The organism is Variovorax sp. 160MFSha2.1 (assembly GCF_048305075.1).
GTDB classification, from domain to species: domain Bacteria; phylum Pseudomonadota; class Gammaproteobacteria; order Burkholderiales; family Burkholderiaceae_C; genus Variovorax; species Variovorax guangxiensis.
The window spans coordinates 1,192,236-1,214,460 of sequence record NZ_CP157624.1 but is presented as its reverse complement, the minus strand read 5'-3'; the positions used below and the strand labels follow the sequence as shown (position 1 = coordinate 1,214,460).

Here is a 22,225-nt window from a genome sequence, read left to right as displayed (position 1 = left end):
AGGCACATTGGGCTTTGGCCGACATGCGCGGCGCGCGACGCGTGTTAAGGTTTTTCCCGATGCCAAAGTCCTCCAGCAACACGCAGTTGCCTCCTCCGTTGGGCCGGGACGCAGCCCTCTTTCTCGACTTCGACGGTACGCTGGTCGGGCTTGCGCCCACGCCTGAAGCCATCGAGATTCCACCGGCCCTCGTGCCCCTGCTGGACGACCTGCGCGACCAGCTCGGCGGCGCGCTCGCCGTGGTGTCGGGCCGCCAGATCGACTCCATCGACCGCTTCCTCGCCCCGCTGCGGCTGCCCGCGGCCGGCGAGCACGGCGTGCAGCGCCGCGATGCCCAGGGCCGCATGCAGGAGCAGCGCGCGCCCGACCTTGTACCAATCCTCGACATCGCCAACGAGCTCGCGCGCGTGCACGAAGGCCTGCTGGTGGAGCGCAAGCACGCCGCCATCGCCCTGCACTACAGGCTCGCGCCGCAGCTGGAGGCCGTGTGCCGCGACGCGATGTCGCGCGCCATCGCGCACGATCCGATGCTGGAGCTGATGCACGGCAAGTTCGTGTTCGAGGTGAAGCCTGCGGGCGTCAACAAGGGCATCGCCATCGACGCCTTCATGGCCGAGGCGCCCTTCGCCGGCCGCGTGCCCGTCTTCCTCGGCGACGACACCACCGACGAGAGCGGCTTCGCCGTGGTGCAGCCGCGCGGCGGCGTGGCCGTGAAGGTCGGCTCCGGCCAGAGCCTGGCGCAGCACCGCCTGGAATCGCCGCTGGCCGTGTATGAATGGCTGGTGCAGGCACGCGACCTGCTCGCCGCACGGCCACCGAAAGAAACCGCAAGCCAACCCGAAGAATCACCGAGGAGCCCCCGATGAGCGAACAACAACTGCCGGCGGCGCCCGAGGAACGCGCCGGCCAGGCGCTGGCGGGCGCGGCCGGCCCCGACGACCGCGCGCCGGTCGACGCGAGGGCGGCCGCCGCCCCGGGCAAGCGCGGCTTCGCTCCACCGGCCGAACCTTCGCTCAACGTGGGCGTCATCGGCAACTGCGCCTACAGCGCGCTCATCGACTCGCGCGGCCGCGCCGTGTGGTGCTGCCTGCCGCGCTTCGACGGCGACCCGGTGTTCAACGCCCTGCTGCACCCCGGCGAGGATGCGGGCGCATGGAGCATCGACATCGAGGACTTCGCCGAATCGAAGCAGTGGTACGAGCCGAACACGGCCGTGCTGCGCACGCAGCTCTTCGACAGCGCCGGCCAGGGTATCGAGATCACCGACTTCGCGCCGCGCTTCTACAGCCGCTCGCGCTACTTCCGCCCGCTCATGCTCGTGCGCCGCGTGCGGCCCATTGCCGGCGCGCCGCGCATCCGGGTCTCGCTCGACCCGAGGTTCCAATGGGGCGCCTCGGCGCCGGTGGAGGTCACGCGCGGCAGCAACCACATCCGCTACGTCGGGCCCGACGTGACGCTGCGGCTGAACACCGACGCCTCGATCTCGCACATCCTCTCGCGCCAGCCCTTCGTGATCTCGCGCGAATACAACTTCATGTTCGGCGTGGACGAGACGCTGATGGACGGCATCGCCGACACCGCGCGCCGCTTCGAGCAGGAGACCATTTCGTACTGGCGCGTCTGGAGCAAGCGCCTGGCCATTCCTTTCGAATACCAGGACGCAGTGATCCGCGCGGCCATCACGCTGAAGCTCTCGCTGTACGAGGACACGGGCGCCATCGTCGCGGCCATGACCACCAGCATTCCCGAGGCGCCGGGCAGCCAGCGCAACTGGGACTACCGCTACTGCTGGCTGCGCGATGCCTTCTTCGTGGTGCGCGCGCTCAATTCGCTGAGCGAAGTCGGCACCATGGAGGACTACCTTCGCTGGCTCGGCAACGTGGTGATCGGCTCGCACGGCGAGCACATCCAGCCGCTGTACGGCATCGGGCTGGAGCGCGAGCTGCCCGAATCCTTTGTCGACCAGCTGCCGGGCTACCGCGGCATGGGCCCGGTGCGCGTGGGCAACCAGGCGCAGGAGCACTTCCAGCACGACGTGTACGGCAACATCGTGCTCGGCGCGGCGCAGGCCTTCCACGACCACCGGCTGCTCAGCCGCGCGGGGCTGGCGGAGTTTCCGCACCTCGAGGCGGTGGGCGAGCGCGCGGTGGCCGTCTACGGCACGCCCGACGCCGGCATGTGGGAGCTGCGCACCCGCGCGCGCGTGCACACCAGCTCGGCGCTGATGAGCTGGGCCGCCTGCGACCGGCTCTCCAAGATCGCACGCACGCTGGGGCTGGCCGAGCGCGCCGCCTACTGGCACGGCCATGCCGCGCGCATGAAGGAGGAGATCCTTGCCAAGTCGTGGTGCGAGGAGCGCCAGGCCTTCGCCGAGAGCTTCGGCGGGCACGAACTCGACGCGAGCATCCTTCTGATGGTGGAAGTGGGCCTGATCGACGCGCGCGATCCGCGCTTCATCTCCACCGTCGACGCCATGGAGAAGACGCTGTGCGACGGTCCCTACATGCGCCGCTACGAGGCCGCCGACGACTTCGGCAAGCCCGAGACCGCCTTCAACATCTGCACCTTCTGGCGCATCGACGCGCTCGCCAAGATCGGCCGCAAGGCCGAGGCCCGCCAGATCTTCGAGACCATGCTCGCGGCGCGAAACCCGCTGGGGCTGCTGTCGGAAGACACGCACCCGGTCACGGGCGAGATGTGGGGCAACTTTCCGCAGACCTACTCGATGGTCGGCATCATCAACGCAGCGGTTCGGCTGTCCGCCCCCTGGGACTCCGCAATATGAGCCGCCTCGTCGTCATCTCCAACCGCGTGGCCGACCCGCGCAAGCCCGCCGCCGGCGGCCTCGCCGTGGCGCTGGGCGAGAGCCTGCAGCAAAGCGGCGGCCTGTGGTTCGGCTGGAGCGGCCAGATCATCGAGGGCGGCCCGACCGGCGAGGGCGAGCTGCACCGCCAGCAGGCCGGCAAGGTCACGCTGGCCACCCTCGACCTCAGCCGCGAGGACCACGACAGCTACTACCTGGGCTACAGCAACGACGTGCTCTGGCCGGTGTTCCACAACCGGCTCGACCTGGCCCACTTCGACGCCGGCTTCGTCGCCGGCTACCGGCGGGTGAACCAGCTCTTCGCGCGCAAGCTGCTGCCGCTGCTGAAAGACGACGACATCATCTGGGTGCACGACTACCACCTGATACCGCTGGCGGCAGAGCTGCGCGCCATGGGCTGCAAGCAGCGCATCGGCTTCTTCCTGCACATTCCGCTGCCGCCGCAGATCATCATCGCGGCCATTCCGCAGCATGCGTGGCTGATGCGCTCGCTGTTCTCGTACGACCTGATCGGCTTCCAGGCGCAGCAGGACGTGCAGCACTTCGAGCACTACGTGCGCAACGAGGCCGCCGGCGAGTACCTGGGCAACGACATGTACCGCGCCTACGGGCAGACGGTGCGCAGTGCCGCCTTTCCCATCGGCATCGACGTGGACGAGTTCGCGGCGCTCACGCATGCGAAGGAGTCGCGCGACATGTACGAGACCATGAAGCGCGAATACTCGCAGCGCCGGCTGCTCATGGGCATCGACCGGCTCGACTACTCGAAGGGCATCCCGCAGCGGGTGCGCGCGTTCCGCGAGCTGCTGGCGAACTACCCCGAGAACCGGCGCAGCGCCACGCTGATCCAGATCGCCTCGCCCACGCGCGAGACGGTCGACGCGTACGCCGACATCCGGCGCGAGCTCGAATCGCTGTGCGGCGCCATCAACGGCGACTACGGCGAGCTCGACTGGATGCCCGTGCGCTACATCCACCGCATGGTGGCGCGCAAGCGCGTGCCGGGGCTGTGCCGCGCTGCGGCCGTGGGCTTGGTGACGCCGCTGCGCGACGGCATGAACCTCGTCGCCAAGGAATACATCGCCGCGCAGGACCCGGCCGACCCGGGCGTGCTGGTGCTGTCGCGCTTCGCCGGCGCCGCCGAGCAGCTGAAGGAAGCGCTGCTGGTGAATCCCTACGACACCCACGGCACCGCCGAGACGGTGCAGCAGGCGCTGCAGATGCCACTGGAGGAGCGGCGCGAACGGCACCAGAAGCTGCTGTCGCGCATCCGCGAGCAGGACATCCACTGGTGGCGGCGCAGCTTCCTGGATGCGCTGCGCGAGGCGGCCAGCGAGCGCTGACTCCCTGGCCGGTCGCTCACCAGCCGGTCAGCAGCCGCACCAGGCGCATCACCGGCCGCGGCTGGACAGGGGCGGCCGCCCTCGCGGCCATGGGCGCATGCACCCGCAGGTGCACCGGCGTCAGCGCCGACACCTCGATCCACCCGCCGTGCGGCAGGCGGTGCATGTCGCCTTCCTCGAGCAGCGTCTCGGTCATGAACACGGTCTCGCCGAACCAGCCCGGCGGCGACACCACGCGCGCGCTGCCTTCGGCCAGCTGGAGCCAGGCGCCGGCCTCGACCGAGGTGCGCAGGGACTGTCCGGGTTCGAGGACGATGGAATCGGGCGCTTGGGAGAGTGCGGTGATCATGGCGGCTACGTCGGCATAGGTGGGTTGGACGAGGCTTCATCGTAGGAATCCTGCTGCCCGGAAAACAGGCACACGCCATGGCTATTGCGACCGGAACAGCATGGCTGGAAACGCATCTGTTATGGTCGTTTTCCCAGGCAACTGCATCTGTTTTCGGATGCCCGATGCGGGGAACATCGATCCATGGACTCGCTACCGCTCTACCGCCAGCTTTCCGCGCACTACGTGGATGCGATCCACACCGGCTCGCTCAAGCAGGGCGACAAGCTGCCATCGCTGCGCAGCCTGATGCGGCTGCACGACATCAGCCTGTCCACCGCGCTGCAGGTCTGCCGCGCCATGGAAAGCGACGGCTGGGTCGAGGCGCGCGACCGCTCCGGGTATTTCGTGCGCCGGCCGCAGCGGCTGGCCATCGCGCCGATGGAAGAACCGGTGGCCGACGTGCCGCCCGACCCGGCGCAGTTCGTGAGCATGCGCGCGCGCATGGCCAACTTCATGGCGCGCGGGCGGCATACGGGCGTGAAGCTCAACTTCGCGATCGCCCGCGCAGCGCCCGAGCTGTATCCCGCGGAGGCCCTGCGCAACTCGATGACGCGCGCCCTGCGCCAGCGGCCCGAACTGCTGACCACCGCCTCGTCGCAGAAGGGCCACGAGCAGTTCCGCGAGGCCGTGGCGCAGCGCAGCCTGCGCATAGGCATGACGGTGGCGCCCGACGAGGTGCTGGTCACCAACGGCTGCATCGAGGCGCTGAACCTCGCGCTGCGCGCCGTCGCGAAGCCCGGCGACACGGTGGCGGTGGAGTCGCCCACCTTCTACGGCCTGCTGCAGGTGCTCGAGAGCCTGGGCCTGCGCGCGCTGGAGATCCCGACCAGCCCGCAGACCGGCATCTCGCTGGAAGCGCTGGACCTGGCCATCCACACCTACGACGACATCAAGGCCGTGGTGGTGGTGCCGCACCTGCAGAACCCCATCGGCAGCGTGATGCCCGACAGCCACAAGCAGCGGCTCGCGCACCTGTGCGAGAGCCACGGCATCGCTCTGGTCGAGGACGACACCTACAGCGACCTGGTGGAGACCGACGCGCCGCTGCGGGCGCTGAAGTCGTGGGACCGCACCGGCAACGTGATCTATTGCGCCTCGCTGCACAAGGTGCTGGCGCCGGGGCTGCGGCTGGGCTGGATCACCGCCGGGCGCTGGCATGCGCAGGTGGAGATGCTCAAGTACGCGCAGACCCGCAACAACGAGGCGCTGGCGCAGATCGCCGCCGGCGAGTTCATCGCGGGCGGGCGCTACGACCGCCACCTGCGCCGCCTGCGCGAGCGGCTGCACATGCAGCGCGACCAGACGGCCGACGCCATCGCCCGCTACTTCCCGGCCGGCACGCGGCTGAACCTGCCGCGCGGCGGGCTGCAGCTGTGGGTGGAGCTGCCGCAGCAGCGCTCGTCGGTGAACGTGTTCGACGCCGCGCTGCGCGAACAGATGCTGGTGGCGCCGGGCGCGCAGTTCTCGAACTCCGGGCGCTTCGACAACTACCTGCGCATCAACTGCGGCTGGCCGTTTTCGAAGGCGGTGGACGCGGGGCTGCGGCGGCTGGGCGAGATCGTCTCGGCAGTGCCTCCGCCACGCTAGCCGCCGGCGCTTCGGCGCGATTCAGACGATGTAGAACACGACGGCGTCGCGCCTTGCGGCCGCTTCGGCGAAGAAGCGCTTCACGCCGTCCATGAAGCCCGCGAGGTCCTGAGCGCCTTCCTGCCAGGCCTTGGCCCAGTACAGCTCGCCGAACTTCGCCGGCTCGGCAGTGAATCGGCCCACCAGCGCCGCCACGTCGCACTGCGCGAGCCGTGCCGCCGCGCGCTCCACGTGGGCGGCCGTGAGGTAGATGCAGCCCAGGCCGTCGGTGCCGTCGAGCTCCTCGCCGTCGACCGCCTCGGGCATCAGCGTGCGCACCACGTCCCAGGCCTGCTCCACCGTCTGGCTGTCGTGCGGGCCACCCTTGGCCGCGGGCGAATTCAGGAAGGCGGAGACGGTGGACGGATCGATCACCAGCGCGCGCAGCCGGTAGCGGTCGAGGGCATAGAAGGCGGCGCCGATGCTCAAGTGCTGGGCTCCATGCGGGCGGCGCGCGCCACCGCCGCGAGCGCGATGCTCACGCTGTCGATGTTGCGCTGCGCGTTGTCGATGTTCCTGAAATGGTCGGGCGCGCAGATCTGGTTGAGCAGCAGCGTGCGCTTGAAGTGCGCAAGCGCCTGGCGCAGCTCGCCCTCTTCCTGCGCGATCAGGCCCAGGTCGTTGTGCGCATTGGCGGCCGACGACGAGATGCCGCGGCAGCTGCGCTGCTGGATGTCGAGCGAGCGCTCGAACAGCTCCCGCGCCCGCACGAAGTCGCGGCGCGCCATGAAGAGGCTCGCGAAGTTGTTGAGCATGTCCGAATGCAGCTCGGCGTCGCCCTCGCCCGGCGGGAGCTTGTCGAGGTGCACCAGGGCGCGTGCGTAGCAGAGCTCGGCCTTCGCGTCCTGGCCCGACTCGGCATAGAGGAACGCGAGGTTGTTGAAGGCGCGTACCACGCCGTCGCTGGAGCCGCCTCCGGCCTCGGCCACCGCCATGGCGATGGTCTTCTTGTAGAGCGCCTCGGCCTCGTCGGCACGTCCGGCCGCGGCATGCAGCAGCGCCAGCGTGTTGGTCGGACCGCGCCGCCAGCTGTCGTCCAGCCCGAGCTGCGCGGCCACGGCGAGGGCCTCGTCGGCCGAGGCCTGGGCCTTCTCGTTCCAGCGCAGCCGCCGGCACAGCTCGGCATGGCTGGACAGATGCAGCACCACGCTGCGGTGCGCGCCGCCGTGCAGGCGGCGGCTGGTGGCGATGGCCTCCGCGCAGAGCCTTTCGGCGCTCTTCAGGTCGCCCTGCGCGAGCGCGTCGCGGTAGCGGGCCTCGCGGTCGTCCAACAGGTTCAGCAGTGCGCCCTGCTCGTCGGTGGTCGCGCCGCGCGCCTTGCGCTGCTCGATGCCGACCAGCGTCAGGTCCAGCGCCTTGCGGGCGACGTCCATGTCCTCCGCGGGCATGCCGAGCTTGCGGCCGATGGACAGGCTTTCCTCGAGGCTGGCGCGTGCCTTGTCGAAGGCGTCGATCTGGTAGCAGGCCTGGCCGAGCATGCACAGGGTCATGGCGAGGTTCTGGTGCGGGCCCTTGAACACGCGGCGCGTGGCGGCGACGATCTGCTCGCCGATGGCGACGGCCTGCGTCCAGTCGCCGGCCTCGGCGGCGGCCACGAAGCGCTCCTGCAGCTTGTTGGCTTCGGCGAGGGCGGCAAGGTCGTAATCCTTGGCGGGGTCCCTCGGCGCGGGGCGGCGGGAGGCGTGGCGCGCGGCGGCGGGCGGGGTTTCCTCTTCTTCCTCCTCGGCCGGGCGCTGCGCCTGCAGCTGACTCATGCGCCGATGGATCCACCACAGGTCGAACAGCATCCACGGCAGCAGCACCATCAGGCAGAAGCGGCCGCCCGGCAGGCCGGCGATTCCGTACACCAGAAACGCCAACTGCCCCGCCCCGCCCAGGTAGCTGCCCAGATAGAAGCGGTGCGCGCCGATGAAGCCGCCCACCAGCCACAGCAGGTAGGCGAACGAGCGGCGGCGAGGCAAGGGGGTCATGGTTCGCCGGGTGCCCGGGTCAGTCGAGCAGCGCGAGCGCCGCGTAGTCGCCGACCTTGTCGCCCAGGCCGGCGGACATGAGGCGCACGCCATGCGTGAGCGGCGGCAGCTTGCCGTCGATGTGCGCCTGCAGCCTCGGCAAGAGGAAGTCGCGGTGGTGCCAGAACACGCTGCCACCCAGGCTGATGCCCTGCAGGTCGAGCGTGGCGATCAGGTTGTAGAGCATGCGGCCCATCACGCGGCACAGCGCGTCGACGATTTCCAGCGAATGCCGCTCGCCGGCCGCCGCCGAGTTGAAGAGATCGGCCGCCGACTGGCCGAAGCGCCGCGCGATCGAGTTGCCGGCGATCAGCCCCTCGACATCGCCCACGTTGCCGCAGCCGCACAGCGCGCCGCTGGCATCGTCCACCACGAAGCTGTGGCCCGCGTGGCCGGCATTGCCGTTCTTGCCGCGCAGCGCGCGGCCATCCACGCAAAGGCCGACGCCGACCCCGGTGCTCCAGGTGACGTAGGCACAGTTGTCCATCCCCTTGAGCGCGCCCCAGTGGCGCTCGGCTTCCAGCGCGGCCACCGCGTCGTTCTCGACCCGCACGCGGGGAAAGCGCTTGGCCAGCGGTGCCTCGATCAGCGCGGTCATCCAGTTGTTGGGCAGGCCACGCGCCGGGCCGGCAATGCCGCCGCAGATGTTGGGCGTGGCCAGCTCGACCTTGCCATCATGCAGCTCGAAGGGCCCGGCCGACGACACGCCCACCCGGTCGATGGAAGCCGGATCGACACCCTGCTGCGCGCAGACCTCGTCGATCATCCGCATGATCTGCACCGCCACCGCGTCGTTGTCGCCGGTCTTGGCCGTAGGCTCGCTGCGGCGGCCGATCAGCGGCGCGTCGCTCGAGGCGGAAAGGCTCACGGCTACCTTGGTGCCGCCGATGTCTACGCAGGCTCTCATTGCGGTTCGTCTTTTCCTTGTCTGGTTCTGTGCTCTGTCTACAGAAAGCGCGCCACCAGCGCCGCGATCATGCTGAGCACGATGGTGCTGGCGATGGGCAGCTGCCACTCGCGGCCGAAGGCGCGGAACTCGAAGTCGCCCGGCAGCCGTCCGAAGCCGAAGCGGCGCAGCCAGGCGGTCAGGCCGCTCATGAGCACCAGCGCGAGGACGACGACGATCAGCCAGCGAAGCATGGGCAACAGTCTAGGCCGAGAGAATGGCCATCGCTTGCCGGTGGAGTTCGGGCGTTGCGGCCGCGATCACCCGGCCGTCGGACTTCAGGCCCAGTGGCTGCCCCAGCCAGTCGGTGATGACGCCGCCGGCCGCCTCGATCAGCCCGGCCGGGCCGAGGTAGTCGTAGGGCTGGAGGCCGGTCTCGACCACGAGGTCGATGGTGCCGCCCGCCAGCTGGGCGTAGCCGTAGCAGTCGCCACCGAAGCGGCGCATGGCGCACTGGCGGCTCAGGCGATCGAAGGCGCTCCAGTCGGCCGGCGCGAAGATGTCGGGCGAGGTAGTGACGATGCGGGCCTTGGCCACTTCGGTGCAGCCGCTCACGCGCACCGGCTGGCCGTCGCGCGTCGCGCCCTGGCCCGCCACGCCGATCCAGCGCTCCTTGAGCACCGGCATGTCGATCATGCCCAGCGCCACGCGCCCGCCCTGCAGCACGCCGATCAGCGTGCCCCACAGCGGCGAGCCGGTGATGAAGCTGCGCGTGCCGTCGATGGGGTCGAGCACCCAGATGCGCCCGGCATCGAGCCGCTCGGGGCCGTGCTCTTCGCCGTAGATGCCGTCCGCCGGAGCGCGCGCGGCGAGGATCTCGCGCATGGCCGTCTCGGCGGCGCGGTCGGCCAGCGTGACGGGGCTTTCGTCCGCCTTGGTGATGATGTCCAGCGGCGTGCGGAAGTAGTGCATCGACTTGGCGGCGGCGGCATCGGCCAGCGCTTCGGCGATCGGCGAGAGGTCGGAAGAGGAGGAGCTCATGAAAGAGTTGGAAACGCTTGCCAAAACCTGCAATTAGACCCGAGCCGGCCCCTGTTTGACACAGCGGGCCCGCCAGCCCTAGCATGGCCCGGAAATTGCCGCGAACTACGACAAATGGCTTCTTTCACCCACCTGCGCCCGGCCCTGCTCGCCCTCGTGCTCGGCGCCTCGGCCTTTCTGGCCCACGCCACACCCTCCGACACCGAAGACAAGCTGATCGACACGCTGATACAGCGGGTCTCGAAGATGAGCTCGATGATCTTCCTGCGCAACGGCAGCGAGTACAACGCCTCCGACGCCGCCAAGCACATGCAGGCGAAGTACGACTACTTCAAAAAGGAGCTGGTCACGGCCGAGGACTTCATCGAGCGCTGCGCCTCGCGCTCGGAGATGACCGGACAGGCCTACAGGGTGAAGCTCACCAACGGCACGGTGCGCGACGCCAACGAGTTCCTCAACAGCGAACTGCGCGCGCTGCGGCAGGCGACAGGCGCGAAGAAGCCCGGCGGCTAGCCGGGCACCCTAGCGCTGCTGCCCCCAGCGGCGCACCGTCAGCCGCTCCAGCGTCCTGAAGCCCAGGCTCTCGACCAGCAGGCCGATCAGCACCACCAGCGCGAGCCCCGCGAACACGCGGTCGGTATAGAGCTCGTTGCGGTTCTGGAAGATGTACCAGCCCAACCCTCCCTTGCCCGACGAGGCGCCGAACACCAGCTCCGCCGCGATCAGCGTGCGCCAGGCGAAGGCCCAGCCGATCTTCAGCCCCGACAGGATCGACGGCAGCGCCGCCGGCACCAGGATCTGCAGCACGTAGCGCAGCCCCCTGAGACCATAGTTGCGCCCGGCCATGCGCAGCGTGTCGGGCACGCCCTGGAAGCCCGCGTAGGTGTTGAGCGCCAGCGGCCACAGCACCGAATGGATCAGCACGAACACCAGGCTGCCGCGCCCCAGCCCGAACCACAGCAGCGCCAGCGGCAGCAGCGCGATGGCGGGCAGCGGGTTGAACATGGAGGTGAGCGTGTCCAGCAGGTCGCGGCCGAGGCGCGTCGACACCGCGAGCGTGGTGAGCGCGAAGGCCAGCAGCACGCCGGCGACGTAGCCCTGCAGCAGCACGGCCAGCGAGATGCGCACCTTCTCGATCAGCTCGCCGCTCACAAGACCGTCGAACAGCGCCGCCGCAGTGGCAGTGAAGGTGGGCAGCAGCAGGTCGTTGTTCTGCCACCGCGCCGCCAGCTCCCACAGCACGGCAATGACGGCGAGGATCAGCCCCTTGCGCAGCCAGGCCTGCGACCAGATGCGCTCACCCAGCGGCAGCGAACGCTCCACCGGCACATCGGTGAAGGGCTCCAGCGTGCGCTCGTACTCGGGGCGGACCGGCGGGACGACAGCGCTCATACGGCAGCCTCCTCTTCGAACAGCACGTCATGGATGCGCTGCGCCGTGCCCTGGAATTCGGCGCCGCCCAGGCTGTCGAGCGTGAAGGCATGGCTGTTGATCTCGGCGCGCATGCGCCCCGGATGCGGCGACAGCAGCGCGATGCGGTTGCCCACCACCAGCGCCTCCTCGATCGAGTGGGTGACGAACAGCAGCGTGAAACGCACCTCCTCCCACAGCTCGAGCAGCTCCTGCTGCATCCTGCGGCGAGTGAGCGCGTCGAGCGCAGCGAAAGGCTCGTCCATCAGCAGCACGCGCGGCTGCATCGCCAGCGCGCGGGCGATCGCCACGCGCTGCTTCATGCCGCCCGAGAGCTGGTGCGGATGCACGTCGGCGAACTTCGAGAGGCCGACCTTGTCGAGGTAGTGCAGCGCGCGTTCGGCCGCCTCCTTTCTGCCGAGCGTGCGCGAGGCCAGCAGCGGGAACATCACGTTCTGCTTCACCGTCTTCCACGGCGGCAGCTGGTCGAACTCCTGGAACACGACGATGCGGTCGGGGCCTGGTTGCGCCACGCGCCTTCCGTCGAGGCGGATCTCGCCCTCGACCGGCGGAATGAACCCGGCCACCGCCTTCAGCAGCGTGGACTTGCCGCAGCCCGAGGGGCCGAGCAGCACGAAGCGGTCGGCGGCATGGACGTCGAAGCTCACGCGGTGCGTGGCACGCACGACGCGTTCGGGGGTGCGGTATTCGAGGCTGACGTTGTCGACCTGCAGCAGCGGCACGCTGTCTTGCTCCCTCTCCCGCTCGCGGGAGAGGGTCGGGGTGAGGGCCGGTGGAGATGCCGGAGGCTCCCCCCTCATCCCCGCCCTCTCCCGATGGGAGAGGGAGTCACCCCGCGAATCGAGGACTGCCGCCGTGCCGCTCATCAGTTCCCCGACACGTTCTGCACGTCGTCGAAGAAGTAGTCCTTCACCGAAGCCGGCTTGTTCCTGATCGCGCCCACGCGGTGCATGAACTCCGCCAGCGGATAGGTGTTCTGCGGCGTGGTCTTGAACTGCACCTCGGGGTTCCTGATGATCTTCAGAAGCAGGTCGCGCTCGAGCTTCGCGTTGCTCACCTTCAGGTAGATGTCGGCGGCCTTCTCGGGGTTGGCCGTGACGAACTTCGCCGCCTCGTCGAGCGCGTCGACGAAGGCCTTGTAGGTCTTCGGGTTCTCGCTGCGGAATTTCTCCGTCGCGTACAGCACCGTCGCCGACGATGGCCCGCCCAGCACCTGGTACGAGTTGAGCACGATGCGCGCATTCGGGTTGCCCGCGAGCTCCTGCTCCTGGAACGGCGGATTGCCGAAGTGCGCCGTGATCTCCGTGCCGCCCTTGATGATCGCCGCCGCCGCATCGGGATGCGGCACCGCCACGCTGATCCTGTCGAGCCTGTTGAACTCCTTGTCGCCCCAGAGCTTGGCCGAGGCGAACTGCAGCACGCGCGACTGCACCGAAACGCCCACCGCGGGCAGTGCGATGCGGTCCTTGTCGGTGAAGTCGGCAATCGACTTCACGTTCGGGTTGTTGCTCACCAGGTAGTACGGGAAGTTGCCCAGCGAGGCCACGCCCTTCACGTTCTGCTTGCCCTTGGTGCGGTCCCACAGCGTGAGCAGCGGCCCCACGCCGGCGCCCGCGATCTCGATGTTGCCCGACAGCAGCGCGTCGTTCACCGCCGAGCCGCCCGAGAGCTTGACCCACTCGACCTTGGCGTCGATGCCCGCGGCCTTCGCATGTTTCTCGATGAGCTTCTGCTCCTGCGCCACGTTGAGCAGCAGGTAGACGATGCCGAACTGCTCGGCGATGCGGATCTGGCCTTCCGCATGCGCGGCAAGGCTGCCGGCGAGAAGGCCGAGGCCGGCGACGAGCGCCGCGGCTTTGCGGGTGAAACGGTTCATTGGAAGCGGTGGCTAGGAAAGAAAAATCAGAAAGGCGTGTCGCCGACGATCGTGGTGCGGTTCAGGCGCCGGCGCAGGTGGTCGGGCGTGCCCGCTGCCAGGTGCATCAGCGAGCGGTTGTCCCAGAACACCAGGTCATGCGGCGCCCACTGGTGGCGATACACGAACTCGGGCTTCACGCTGTGCGCGAACAGCTCGGCCAGCAGCGCGTCGCTCTCTTCCTGAGGCAGCCCGACGATGCGCGTCGTGAAGTGCTCGCTGACGAAGAGCGCCTTGCGGCCCGTCTCCGGGTGAGTACGAACCACCGGCTGCACCGCGGGCGCGACCTGGTCGATCTGCGCCTGCGAGAGCTTCGGCCGCCATGGGTTCTTCGCGCGCAGCTCCTCGTACTTGGCGAGGTAGCTGTGCTCGGCCTTCAACGGCAGGATGCGCTGCTGCAGTTCGGGGCTCAGCGACTCCCATGCGAGATGCTGGTCGGCGAAGAGCGTGTCGCCGCCTTCGCTCGGCAGTTCCTGCGCGTGCAGCAGCGAGCCGAGGCTGGGCTTTGGCTTGTATGAGATGTCGGAGTGCCAATAGACGCCCGCGTCGCCGAGGCCGATGGGCTCGCCGTTCTCCTTGATGTTGGAGACGATGAGGATCTCGGGGTGGTTCTTGAGCTGGAACTGGTGGAGGACGTGGATTTCGAGCGGGCCGAAGCGGTGGCTGAAATCGATGTGCTCTTGCGGGGTGATCTGCTGGTTGCGGAAGACCAGGACGTGGTGGTCGAGATGGGCCTTGTGGAGGCGGGTGAAGTCTTCGGTGTTGATGGGCTTCGAGATGTCGAGGCCTACTACCTCGGCGCCGACCGGGGCATTGAAAGGGCGCACTTCGAAGTGCTGCGAAGGGGGGCTTACCTCGCTGGCAGGGGCGGCAGTCATGCCGGGAATGTAGGGGGCGGGGTTTGGATCGGCAACGAACTCTTTGTTGCTAGCTTATGACTTTGTTTTTTGGCGTGGTGAGGGATTGCTTCCCGGGGCCGGGTCTCGGCCCGGCGGCCGACTCACTTTCTTTTGCTTCGCCAAAAGAAAGTAAGCAAAGAAAAGGCGACCCTACTGTCTGCGTCCCTCCGCTTCGCTACGGGCAACCTGCGGTGCTCGACGTAGGAGGGGGTCCGCAGAACTCGCTCCACTACGTTGCGCTCAGACAGCTACGGCCCTTATCCCTCCTACGTCTGCGCTCCTCGGCGCAGCCAGAAGGGATCGATCCGCGCCATCGCTGCGCTCGGCTTTTGAACAGCCTTGGACTGGCCTTCGCTTCGCTTGGCCACAGATTCGATTCAGTGGATTCAACAACCACAGGGATTCATTCCAGGCACGGCAGGCGCGAAGCCCCTGCCGTGCCTTGGGGGCCGAGCGAAGCAAAGGCCCGAGCGTCTCCCCTCCCCTCTGGCTGCGCCGAGGAGCGCAGCGTTTCGCGGATCAGGGCTCGCAGCTGTTTGAGCGAAGCGAGTTCTGCGAGACCCCGCGAAACGCGAGCACCGCAGGTTGCCCGCAGCGAAGCGGAGGGTCGCAGACAGTGGGGTCGCCTTTTCTTTGCCTACTTTCTTTTGGCGAAGCAAAAGAAAGTAGGTCGCCCGCCGGGGCGAGTCCCGGCCTCGGGAAGCAAAGCAAACGCAGTCACTCAAAGCGTATGACTGCGATCCCCCTCCCTGAACCCCATCGCGTCCCAAGCTTCCCCAACAGCAAACGCCACAACCTTGAACAACTCCCCCATCTCATGCTCATGGATGAGCCGAGCCGCCATCCCCCGCTCAGCAACAGTCCCTTGCTCCATCACCCCAAGCAACCCGCAATTCAAAAGAAACCGCGCCTGACTCGTATAGCCAAGCACAGCAAGCCCAGCATCCTGTCCAGCAAGAGCAACCCCAGTGAAGTCGACGTGTGCAGTGATGTCCTTGTAGCCAACATCAGACAGCGGATCCCCATCGGCCTTGTGCCCCCGATGACACATCACAGTTCCCATATGCCTCTGCGGGTGGTAGTACTCCGCCTCGGGAAACCCATAGTCGATAAGAAAAGCCGCCCCCTTCTTCAACCGATCCGCCAGCGTCGCAACAAACGCCTTGGCCTGCGGATGAATCTCCGTGAGGTAGTCATGCTCTCCAGGCACCTCCACCGGCGGCCGCAGTTCAGTCGCACGATCGGCCCACGCCCATCCATCGTCCGAAGCGTTCCGCACAACGCCCCGCTCGAACCATTGCCCGCCGGCACGCGCCAGCAACTGCACCGGCATCGCATCGAGCACCTCATTGCCAACGACAACCCCCTGCATCGATTCAGGCAGTTCGTTGAGCCACTCCACACGCCCCGCATGCCCCGCCAGCGCCTGCTGCTGCCGCTCCCTCAAGGTCCCCGACAGATCGACGATCCGATAGCGCACATCCCCACGCCCCATCCCATCGAGCGCATGCAGCAGTTGCACGGCCAACGCACCGGAGCCCGCACCGAATTCCCAGACCGTATCGGTCCCGGTCTTCTCCAGCGCCTCGGCCACCTGCGCGGCCAGGGCCTGGCCGAACATGGGCGTGAGCTCGGGCGCAGTCACGAAGTCGCTACCCGAAGAAGGCATGTGCCCGAACTTGGCCAGTGTGTTGGCGTAGTAGCCGAGGCCGGGCGCGTACAGCGCGAGGGCCATGAAGCGGTCGAAGCCTATCCACCCACCCGCGCGCTCGACGGAACGCGCGATGAGGTGGTCGAGGGCGGTAGGTAAACTGCTGGGGGTCGTCTTTGTCGTCACAGCGCCATTCTCCCTCTCCCCGCATGAGCCCCGCCTCCCCCGCATCCAACTCCCCCCGCACGGTCCTCGTCACGGGCGCGGGCCGCCGGCTCGGCCGCGAGATCGCGCTCGCACTGGCCGCGGGCGGCTGGCAGGTGGCGGTGCACTACCGGAACTCGCGCGCCGAAGCCGAGCAGACCGTCGCCGACTGCGCCGCGCTCTCGGGCGACTCGGCCCTGTTCTCGGCCGACCTGGACGACGAACAAGCCACGCGCGCGCTGCTGCCCCGCGTGGTGGCGCGCTTTCGCAGCGTCGATGCCGTCGTGCACAGCGCGGCCCTCTTCGAGCACGACGAGGCCGCCACCTTCGGCTACGCGCTCATGGAGCGCCATGCGCGCAGCAACACCGGCGCGGCCATCCTGCTGGCGAATGCGCTGCACGAGCACCTGGCCGCGCGCGACGCCCACGGCGCCGTCGTCCACCTGCTCGACCAGAAGCTCTGGAACCCGAACCCCGACTTCCTGAGCTACACGCTGTCCAAGGCTGCGCTCGAGGCCGCGACGCCGATGCTGGCGCTGGCCCTGGCGCCGCGCGTGCGCGTGGTGGGCGTGGCGCCCGGCCTCACGCTGGCGAGCCACATGCTGGACGACGACAAGTTCGCCCAGCTGCACAAGCTGTCGCCGCTGGGCCGCTCGTCCACGCCCGAGGACGTTGCCGCCACGGTGAAGTTCGCGCTGGAGAACCGCTCGATCACCGGCACCACGCTGCTGGTGGACGGCGGCCAGCACCTGATGAAATTCGAGCGCGATTTCTCGCTCATGTGAGCCCATCCACCATGTCCACTCCCTCGCACGGCCGCCAGACACTCACCCTCCAGGGCCTGCGCTTCGACGCCAACCTGGGCATCCTCGAGCAGGAAAAAACGGCGCCCCAGCCGATCCTGGTCGACGCCGAACTCAATCTCGGCCCCCAGCCGCTGCTGCCGCAGGACGACGACATCTTCCACGTGCTCGACTACCGCAAGGTGCGCCGCATCATCATCGACGAGTGCACCGCCGAGCACGTCAACCTGCTGGAGAGCCTGATCGGCAAGCTGGCGCAACGGCTGCTGCAGCTGCCCGGCGTGCTGGGCGTGCGCGTGAAGATCGCCAAGCTGGAGATCTTCGACGACTGCGAGGTGGCGATCCGCATGGAAGCCGGCGAGTGGTGAGCTAGCCGGACGTCCTGCATTTCTTTCAGGCGGCCGAGCCGCAGGCAACGGCTGTCTTCTTCGAGGCGACAGGCCACATGCGCACCCCCAGCGCCCCGAGCGCCGACACCGAGGCCATCGCCGCCACGCCCGGCCATCCCCACTGCGCCAGCACCAGGGCACCCAGCGCGGAGCCCGTGGCCATGCCGACGAACACACCCGTGAAGAACACCGCATTGAGCCGGCTGCGTGCGCCGGGGTCGATGCCGTAGACCACCGTCTGGTGTGCGATCAGCGCGGCCTGCAGCCCGAAGTCGAAGCCGATGGCGGCGACCACGATCAGCCCCAACCGGGTAGCGGGCGTCGCCAGCAGCGGTGCGAACAGCATCGCGGCGAACGACACGGCGACCAGCGCGGCGCCCATGCGGATCACCAGCTCGGGCCCGCGGCGGTCGGCAAGGCGCCCCGCGATCGGCGCGGCCAGCGCACCCGCAGCACCGGCCAGGCCGAAGGCACCGGCGGCCGCACTGCCCAGGTGGAACGGCGCGCCATGCAGCATCACGGCCAGCGTCGACCAGAAGGCGCTGAAGCCCACCGACAGCAGGGCCTGCGCGAAGGTCGCGCGGCGCAGCGCGCCATGGCGCTTCCACAGGCCGCCCAGCGAACCCAGCAGCGCGCCGTAGCCGAGGTGTGTGGTCGGGCGCAGGCGCGGGAGGCCGCGCGCCGCCGCGGCACCGATGAATGCAATGCTCACGGCCGCGACGACGAACATCGTGCGCCAGCCGAAGTGCTCGGCCACGAAGCCGGCGAGCACGCGCGACAGCAGGATGCCCAGCAGCAGCCCGGTCATCACCGTGCCGACGATCCGGCCGCGATGTGCCTCGGGCGCCAGCGTGGCGGCGGCCGGCACAACGTCCTGTGCCAGCGTTGCCGCCAGGCCGATGACCAGGCTCGCCACCAGCAGCGGCGCGACCGAGGGCGAGAACGCCGCGCCCAGCAGCGCGAGCACCAGCACCGAAGCCTTGGCGAGGATGATGCGGCGCCGGTCGAAGCGATCGCCCAGCGGCGCAAGCAGCAGGATGCCCAGCGCATAGCCCAGCTGCGTGAGCGTGGGCACGAAGCCCACGGAGCGGGCCGAGGCGCCGATGTCGGGGCCGAGCACGCCCAGCATGGGCTGGCTGTAGTAGAGCGCCGCGACGCCGAAGCCGGCACTGGCCGCCAGCAGCAGGATCAGCGATCCCGGCAGCTTTTCATGCGTTTTCTGAATAGGAGACATGGTGTAAACCCTTTGATTCGAGAAGCAACGGCCGGAGTTTGCGAGCCAATTCCCTCTGAAGGTAGTTCCGGGCGTTGAACAATTGATATACGCTTGACGCATGGCAACGCCCCTTCCGCAGCCTTCGGCAGACCGCATCGAGCTGATGCAGACCTTCGTGCGCATCGTCGAGGCCGGCAGCCTGTCAGCCGCCGCGGCCCAGATGGGCACCACCCAGCCCACCGTGAGCCGCCGCCTGCAGGCGCTCGAACGCTCGCTGGGCGTGCGGCTGCTGCAGCGCTCCACCCACGCGATGAAGCTCACCGAGGACGGCGAGCGCTGCTTCGACCGTGCCAGGGAGCTGATCCTGAGCTGGAGCGCCTTCGAGGCCGAACTGCGCGGCGTCGGCGACCAGCCCGAGGGCCGGCTGCGCGTGGTGGTGCCGCATGCCTTCGGGCAGCAGCTGCTGGTCGGGCCGCTGGCCACATATCTGCAGCGCCATCCGCAGGTGACGGTCGAATGGCTGCTGCACGACAGCCCGCATGACGAAACGCCCGACTTCATCGCCGAGGGCGTGGACTGCGCGATCCGCGTGGGCGAGGTGACGGACCCCAACGCCGTGGCGATCCGCCTCTTCGAGGTGCCGCGCATCGCGGTCGGGGCGCCGTCGCTCTTCGGGGGCGGCACGCCGGTGCCGGCGCACCCCGCCGAGCTCGAGGCCCTGCCCTGGCTGGCGGCGCGCAATTTCTACCGGACCGAAGTCGTGTTCACGCACGAAGGCTCGGGCGAGGTGTACCGCGTGCCCATACGCCCGCGCTTGATCACCGACAGCCTCTACGCCCTGCGCAGCGCGGCCGTGCTGGGCGTGGGCGTCGGCGTGTCGTCGGCCTGGATGCTGGCCGAGGAGCTGGAGGCGGGCCGGCTGGTGCACCTGGCTCCGCAATGGCTCGGGACGCCGGCGCCGGTCTACATCGTGTACCCGTACGCGCGCTTCTATCCGGCGAGGCTGCGGCTCTTCGTGGAGGCGATGCGGCAGGCCTTTCCGGAGTCGCCGCTGCCTGGAACCGGAAAAGCCGGGAAGGCCGGAAACGGGCCGGATGGCGGGTGAAATGGGGATCGGGGACAATCACCCCCTTCCCCCGACTCCCCGAAGCAGCCTGCCCATGAACGCCGTCTGGATCGACGAGGCGCCCGCCACCGCCGACGCCACCGCTCCCTCTCCCGCCAACTCCATGAAGATCGAGCGCGAGACGCACAAGCTCGAGAAGCGCCTGTGCCGCCAGGTCGGGCAGGCGATCGTCGACTACAACATGATCGAGGAGGGCGACAAGGTCATGGTGTGTGTCTCGGGGGGCAAGGACAGCTACGCGCTGCTCGACATCCTGCTCAAGCTGAAGGCGCGCGCGCCCATCCACTTCGACATCGTCGCGGTCAACCTCGACCAGAAGCAGCCCGGCTTTCCCGAGGAGGTGCTGCCCAGGTACCTGAGCGATCTGGGCGTGGACTTCCATATCGAGAACCAGGACACCTACAGCATCGTCAAGCGCGTGATTCCCGAGGGCAAGACCACCTGCGGCCTGTGCAGCCGGCTGCGCCGCGGCATTCTTTACCGCGTGGCCGACGAGCTGGGCGCCACCAAGGTCGCGCTGGGCCACCACCGCGACGACATGCTGCAGACCTTCTTCCTCAACATGTTCTTCGCCGGCAAGTTGAAGAGCATGCCGCCGAAGCTGGTGAGCGACGACGGCAAACATGTCGTGATCCGCCCGCTGGCCTATGTGTCCGAGAAGGACACCATCCGCTGGGCCCAGCACCGCGAGTTCCCGATCATTCCGTGCACGCTGTGCGGCAGCCAGGAGAACCTGCAGCGCAAGCAGGTGGGAGAAATGCTGCGCGAGTGGGACAGGAAGTATCCCGGCCGCGTGGAGAACATGTTCACCGCGCTGCAGAACGTGGTGCCTTCGCACCTGCTCGACGGAACGCGGCACGACTTCAAGGGTCTCAAGGCGACCGGCGTGGCGGACGACGAGGGCGACAAGGCCTTCGACCCGCCTTCCTTCGACTTGCTCTCCCAGGCACCTGCCGCCCTGCGCATCGCCCAGGGCTGAACGGGCAACCCAGGGGAATTTGGGGCACCAGTGCCCGGAGACCCTCATGAAATCTGCCATCTCGGCTCTTCTTCTCGCCGCCAGCCTGACGGGCTGCGCCACCTCCTGGGTGGTCGACAGCGACGTGAAGAGCTTCTCCTCCATCGGCGCCGTGGCGCCCGGCGCCACCTACCGCTTCGACCGCCTGCCTTCGCAGCAGGCCGACGGCGCGCGGCAGGAATCGCTCGAAGTCATGGCCGGCGCGGCGCTCGACCAGGTCGGCCTGCGCCGCGACGACGCCAAGGCCCGGTACACCGCGCAGATCGGCGCGCGGGTGACGGCCGGACTCTCGCCCTGGGCCGACCCGTGGCTCTACAACGGCCCCTGGGGCTACGGTTACGGCGGCTATGGCTACTACGGCCGTCGCTGGTACGGCGGCGGCTGGTATGGCGGCCCGGTGTTCGCGCCGCCGGCCAACCCCTGGTACGAGCGCGAGGTGAGCATCGTGCTGCGCGAGGCGGCCACCAACCGCGTGGTTTACGAGACCCGCGCCCGCAACGATGGCCCCTACACGTCGAGCGCGGCGATCCTGCCGGTGATGTTCCAGGCGGCGCTTCAGGGCTTCCCGAATCCGCCGCAGGGCGAGCGCCGGGTCAACATCGAGCTGCAGACCGGGCAGCAGGCCAAAAAGTAGCGCCTTCTAGAATTCCCCGGATGGAAGAACCCACCCGCCTGATCGCAGTTCGCCATGGCGAGACCGCCTGGAACGTCGACACCCGCATCCAGGGCCAGCTCGACATCGGGCTCAACGCCACCGGCGTCTGGCAGGCACGGCGCGCGGGCGCGGCGCTGGCCGACGAGCCCATCGGCGTCGTCTATGCCAGCGACCTCTCGCGCGCCTGGCAGACCGCGCAGGCCATCGCCGAGCCCCACGGCCTGGCCGTGCAGCCCGAGCCGCGCCTGCGCGAGCGCGCCTTCGGCAAGTTCGAGGGCATGAGCTTCGCGGAGATCGAAGCCACGCTGCCCGTGGAAGCCAAGCTCTGGCGCGAGCGCGATCCCGAATTCGAACCCGAGGGCGGCGAGAGCCTGCTCACCTTCCGTGACCGCGTGACCGGCGTGGCCGCCGAGCTGGCAGCGCGCCATCCGGGCGAACTCGTGGTGCTGGTCGCACACGGCGGCGTGATGGACGTGCTCTACCGCGCAGCCACCCGCCAGGAACTGCAGGCGCCGCGCACATGGCAACTCGGCAACGCCGCCATCAACCGCATGCTGTGGACGAGCGAGGGGTTCAGCCTCGTAGGGTGGAGCGATACGACGCACCTCACGGACGGTGCTCTGGACGAAACGACTGCCTGAGGGCGGGAGCGGGATCGGACTGCCGAACGCGGAGGACGCAGAGGACGCGAAGGTTTCGCGAAGGGCGCGAAAGAAAACCTGAAAGGTTTCCTGGTTTCCTTTGCGACTTTTGCGTAGCTTTTGTCTTCCTTCTGCGTTCGGCTGCCCGCTCCCGCGT

23 protein-coding genes are annotated in these 22,225 nt (G+C 68.6%); 11 read left to right on the top strand and 12 right to left on the bottom strand.

The annotated features are described in order from the left end of the window. Positions 1-59 precede the first annotated feature (59 nt). The 3 genes from otsB to otsA are packed head-to-tail and all read left to right on the top strand — an operon-like array spanning position 60 to position 4,167. Positions 60-866 (top strand): trehalose-phosphatase, encoded by an 807-nt coding sequence (gene otsB / locus ABL838_RS05265; protein WP_126021341.1) that lies wholly within the window; start codon positions 60-62, stop codon positions 864-866. Further along, positions 863-2,785 (top strand): glycoside hydrolase family 15 protein, encoded by a 1,923-nt coding sequence (locus tag ABL838_RS05260; protein WP_369659552.1) that lies wholly within the window; start codon positions 863-865, stop codon positions 2,783-2,785. The genes otsB and ABL838_RS05260 overlap by 4 nt, the downstream gene beginning before the upstream one ends. Next, on the top strand, positions 2,782-4,167 hold the full coding sequence (otsA, locus tag ABL838_RS05255; protein ID WP_369659553.1) for an alpha,alpha-trehalose-phosphate synthase (UDP-forming): 1,386 nt from the start codon (positions 2,782-2,784) through the stop codon (positions 4,165-4,167). The genes ABL838_RS05260 and otsA overlap by 4 nt, the downstream gene beginning before the upstream one ends. A 16-nt stretch (positions 4,168-4,183) precedes the next feature. Here the strand turns inward: otsA and ABL838_RS05250 are convergent, their stop codons facing one another. Next, positions 4,184-4,516 carry a hypothetical protein gene (locus ABL838_RS05250; RefSeq protein ID WP_418124542.1) on the bottom strand — a complete coding sequence of 111 codons (333 nt, stop codon included), beginning with the start codon at positions 4,514-4,516 and terminating at the stop codon, positions 4,184-4,186. 183 nt (positions 4,517-4,699) lie between these two features. On the opposite strand from ABL838_RS05250, the gene ABL838_RS05245 reads away from it, so the two are divergent. Beyond that, positions 4,700-6,145, top strand: coding sequence for a PLP-dependent aminotransferase family protein (locus ABL838_RS05245; protein WP_418124541.1), 1,446 nt, complete (start codon positions 4,700-4,702; stop codon positions 6,143-6,145). Positions 6,146-6,166: 21 nt separating this feature from the next. Here the strand turns inward: ABL838_RS05245 and ABL838_RS05240 are convergent, their stop codons facing one another. From ABL838_RS05240 to hisN, 5 genes are read right to left on the bottom strand one after another with little or no spacing between them, the layout of a single operon-like run. Beyond that, complete coding sequence (locus ABL838_RS05240) at positions 6,167-6,613, bottom strand: DUF1877 family protein (RefSeq protein ID WP_184634822.1); 447 nt, start codon at positions 6,611-6,613, stop codon at positions 6,167-6,169. Further along, complete coding sequence (locus tag ABL838_RS05235) at positions 6,610-8,154, bottom strand: tetratricopeptide repeat protein (RefSeq protein ID WP_184634820.1); 1,545 nt, start codon at positions 8,152-8,154, stop codon at positions 6,610-6,612. Before ABL838_RS05235 ends, ABL838_RS05240 begins: the two co-directional genes overlap by 4 nt. Positions 8,155-8,173: 19 nt before the next feature. After that, complete coding sequence (locus ABL838_RS05230) at positions 8,174-9,100, bottom strand: ROK family protein (RefSeq protein WP_418119208.1); 927 nt, start codon at positions 9,098-9,100, stop codon at positions 8,174-8,176. Positions 9,101-9,138: 38 nt separating this feature from the next. Beyond that, positions 9,139-9,333 carry a DUF2905 domain-containing protein gene (locus ABL838_RS05225; protein WP_184634816.1) on the bottom strand — a complete coding sequence of 65 codons (195 nt, stop codon included), beginning with the start codon at positions 9,331-9,333 and terminating at the stop codon, positions 9,139-9,141. Between the two features lie 10 nt (positions 9,334-9,343). Beyond that, a complete protein-coding gene (gene hisN / locus ABL838_RS05220; protein ID WP_418124539.1) occupies positions 9,344-10,120 on the bottom strand; it encodes a histidinol-phosphatase in 777 nt (258 codons plus the stop codon). A gap of 114 nt (positions 10,121-10,234) precedes the next feature. On the opposite strand from hisN, the gene ABL838_RS05215 reads away from it, so the two are divergent. Then, complete coding sequence (locus ABL838_RS05215) at positions 10,235-10,633, top strand: DUF5329 family protein (RefSeq protein ID WP_184634812.1); 399 nt, start codon at positions 10,235-10,237, stop codon at positions 10,631-10,633. A gap of 9 nt (positions 10,634-10,642) precedes the next feature. On the opposite strand, the gene ABL838_RS05210 is transcribed toward ABL838_RS05215, so the two are convergent. The 5 genes from ABL838_RS05210 to ABL838_RS05190 form a co-directional block, all read right to left on the bottom strand. Continuing rightward, positions 10,643-11,512, bottom strand: a complete 870-nt coding sequence (locus ABL838_RS05210) for an ABC transporter permease (RefSeq protein ID WP_418124537.1) — start codon at positions 11,510-11,512, stop codon at positions 10,643-10,645. Continuing rightward, on the bottom strand, positions 11,509-12,351 hold the full coding sequence (locus tag ABL838_RS05205) for an ABC transporter ATP-binding protein (protein WP_418124535.1): 843 nt from the start codon (positions 12,349-12,351) through the stop codon (positions 11,509-11,511). Before ABL838_RS05205 ends, ABL838_RS05210 begins: the two co-directional genes overlap by 4 nt. Positions 12,352-12,416: 65 nt before the next feature. Beyond that, on the bottom strand, positions 12,417-13,427 hold the full coding sequence (locus ABL838_RS05200; protein WP_418124533.1) for an ABC transporter substrate-binding protein: 1,011 nt from the start codon (positions 13,425-13,427) through the stop codon (positions 12,417-12,419). A 26-nt stretch (positions 13,428-13,453) separates the two neighbouring features. Continuing rightward, positions 13,454-14,344, bottom strand: a complete 891-nt coding sequence (locus ABL838_RS05195; protein ID WP_418124531.1) for a TauD/TfdA dioxygenase family protein — start codon at positions 14,342-14,344, stop codon at positions 13,454-13,456. Between the two features lie 742 nt (positions 14,345-15,086). After that, on the bottom strand, positions 15,087-16,202 hold the full coding sequence (locus tag ABL838_RS05190) for a class I SAM-dependent methyltransferase (RefSeq protein WP_369659560.1): 1,116 nt from the start codon (positions 16,200-16,202) through the stop codon (positions 15,087-15,089). A gap of 23 nt (positions 16,203-16,225) precedes the next feature. On the opposite strand from ABL838_RS05190, the gene ABL838_RS05185 reads away from it, so the two are divergent. Both ABL838_RS05185 and ABL838_RS05180 read left to right on the top strand, forming a co-directional pair. Next, complete coding sequence (locus tag ABL838_RS05185; RefSeq protein ID WP_126021357.1) at positions 16,226-17,005, top strand: SDR family oxidoreductase; 780 nt, start codon at positions 16,226-16,228, stop codon at positions 17,003-17,005. An 11-nt stretch (positions 17,006-17,016) separates the two neighbouring features. Continuing rightward, positions 17,017-17,391, top strand: coding sequence for a dihydroneopterin aldolase (locus ABL838_RS05180; RefSeq protein ID WP_418119203.1), 375 nt, complete (start codon positions 17,017-17,019; stop codon positions 17,389-17,391). A gap of 25 nt (positions 17,392-17,416) precedes the next feature. Here the strand turns inward: ABL838_RS05180 and ABL838_RS05175 are convergent, their stop codons facing one another. Then, complete coding sequence (locus ABL838_RS05175) at positions 17,417-18,646, bottom strand: MFS transporter (RefSeq protein ID WP_418124528.1); 1,230 nt, start codon at positions 18,644-18,646, stop codon at positions 17,417-17,419. A gap of 100 nt (positions 18,647-18,746) precedes the next feature. Between ABL838_RS05175 and ABL838_RS05170 the strand changes: the two genes are divergently transcribed. Genes ABL838_RS05170 through ABL838_RS05155 form a run of 4 tightly spaced genes read left to right on the top strand, consistent with a single transcriptional unit; the run spans position 18,747 to position 22,068 of the window. Then, positions 18,747-19,733: a LysR family transcriptional regulator gene (locus ABL838_RS05170; protein WP_418124526.1), complete on the top strand. Its 987-nt coding sequence runs from the start codon at positions 18,747-18,749 to the stop codon at positions 19,731-19,733. 55 nt (positions 19,734-19,788) lie between these two features. Next, the gene (ttcA, locus tag ABL838_RS05165) at positions 19,789-20,733 is read left to right on the top strand and encodes a tRNA 2-thiocytidine(32) synthetase TtcA (protein ID WP_369659564.1); all 945 of its coding nucleotides are present in this window, start codon (positions 19,789-19,791) and stop codon (positions 20,731-20,733) included. Between the two features lie 46 nt (positions 20,734-20,779). Next, positions 20,780-21,406 (top strand): DUF4136 domain-containing protein, encoded by a 627-nt coding sequence (locus ABL838_RS05160; RefSeq protein ID WP_418124524.1) that lies wholly within the window; start codon positions 20,780-20,782, stop codon positions 21,404-21,406. Between the two features lie 20 nt (positions 21,407-21,426). Then, positions 21,427-22,068, top strand: a complete 642-nt coding sequence (locus tag ABL838_RS05155) for a histidine phosphatase family protein (protein ID WP_418124523.1) — start codon at positions 21,427-21,429, stop codon at positions 22,066-22,068. The last annotated feature ends 157 nt before the right edge of the window (positions 22,069-22,225 follow it).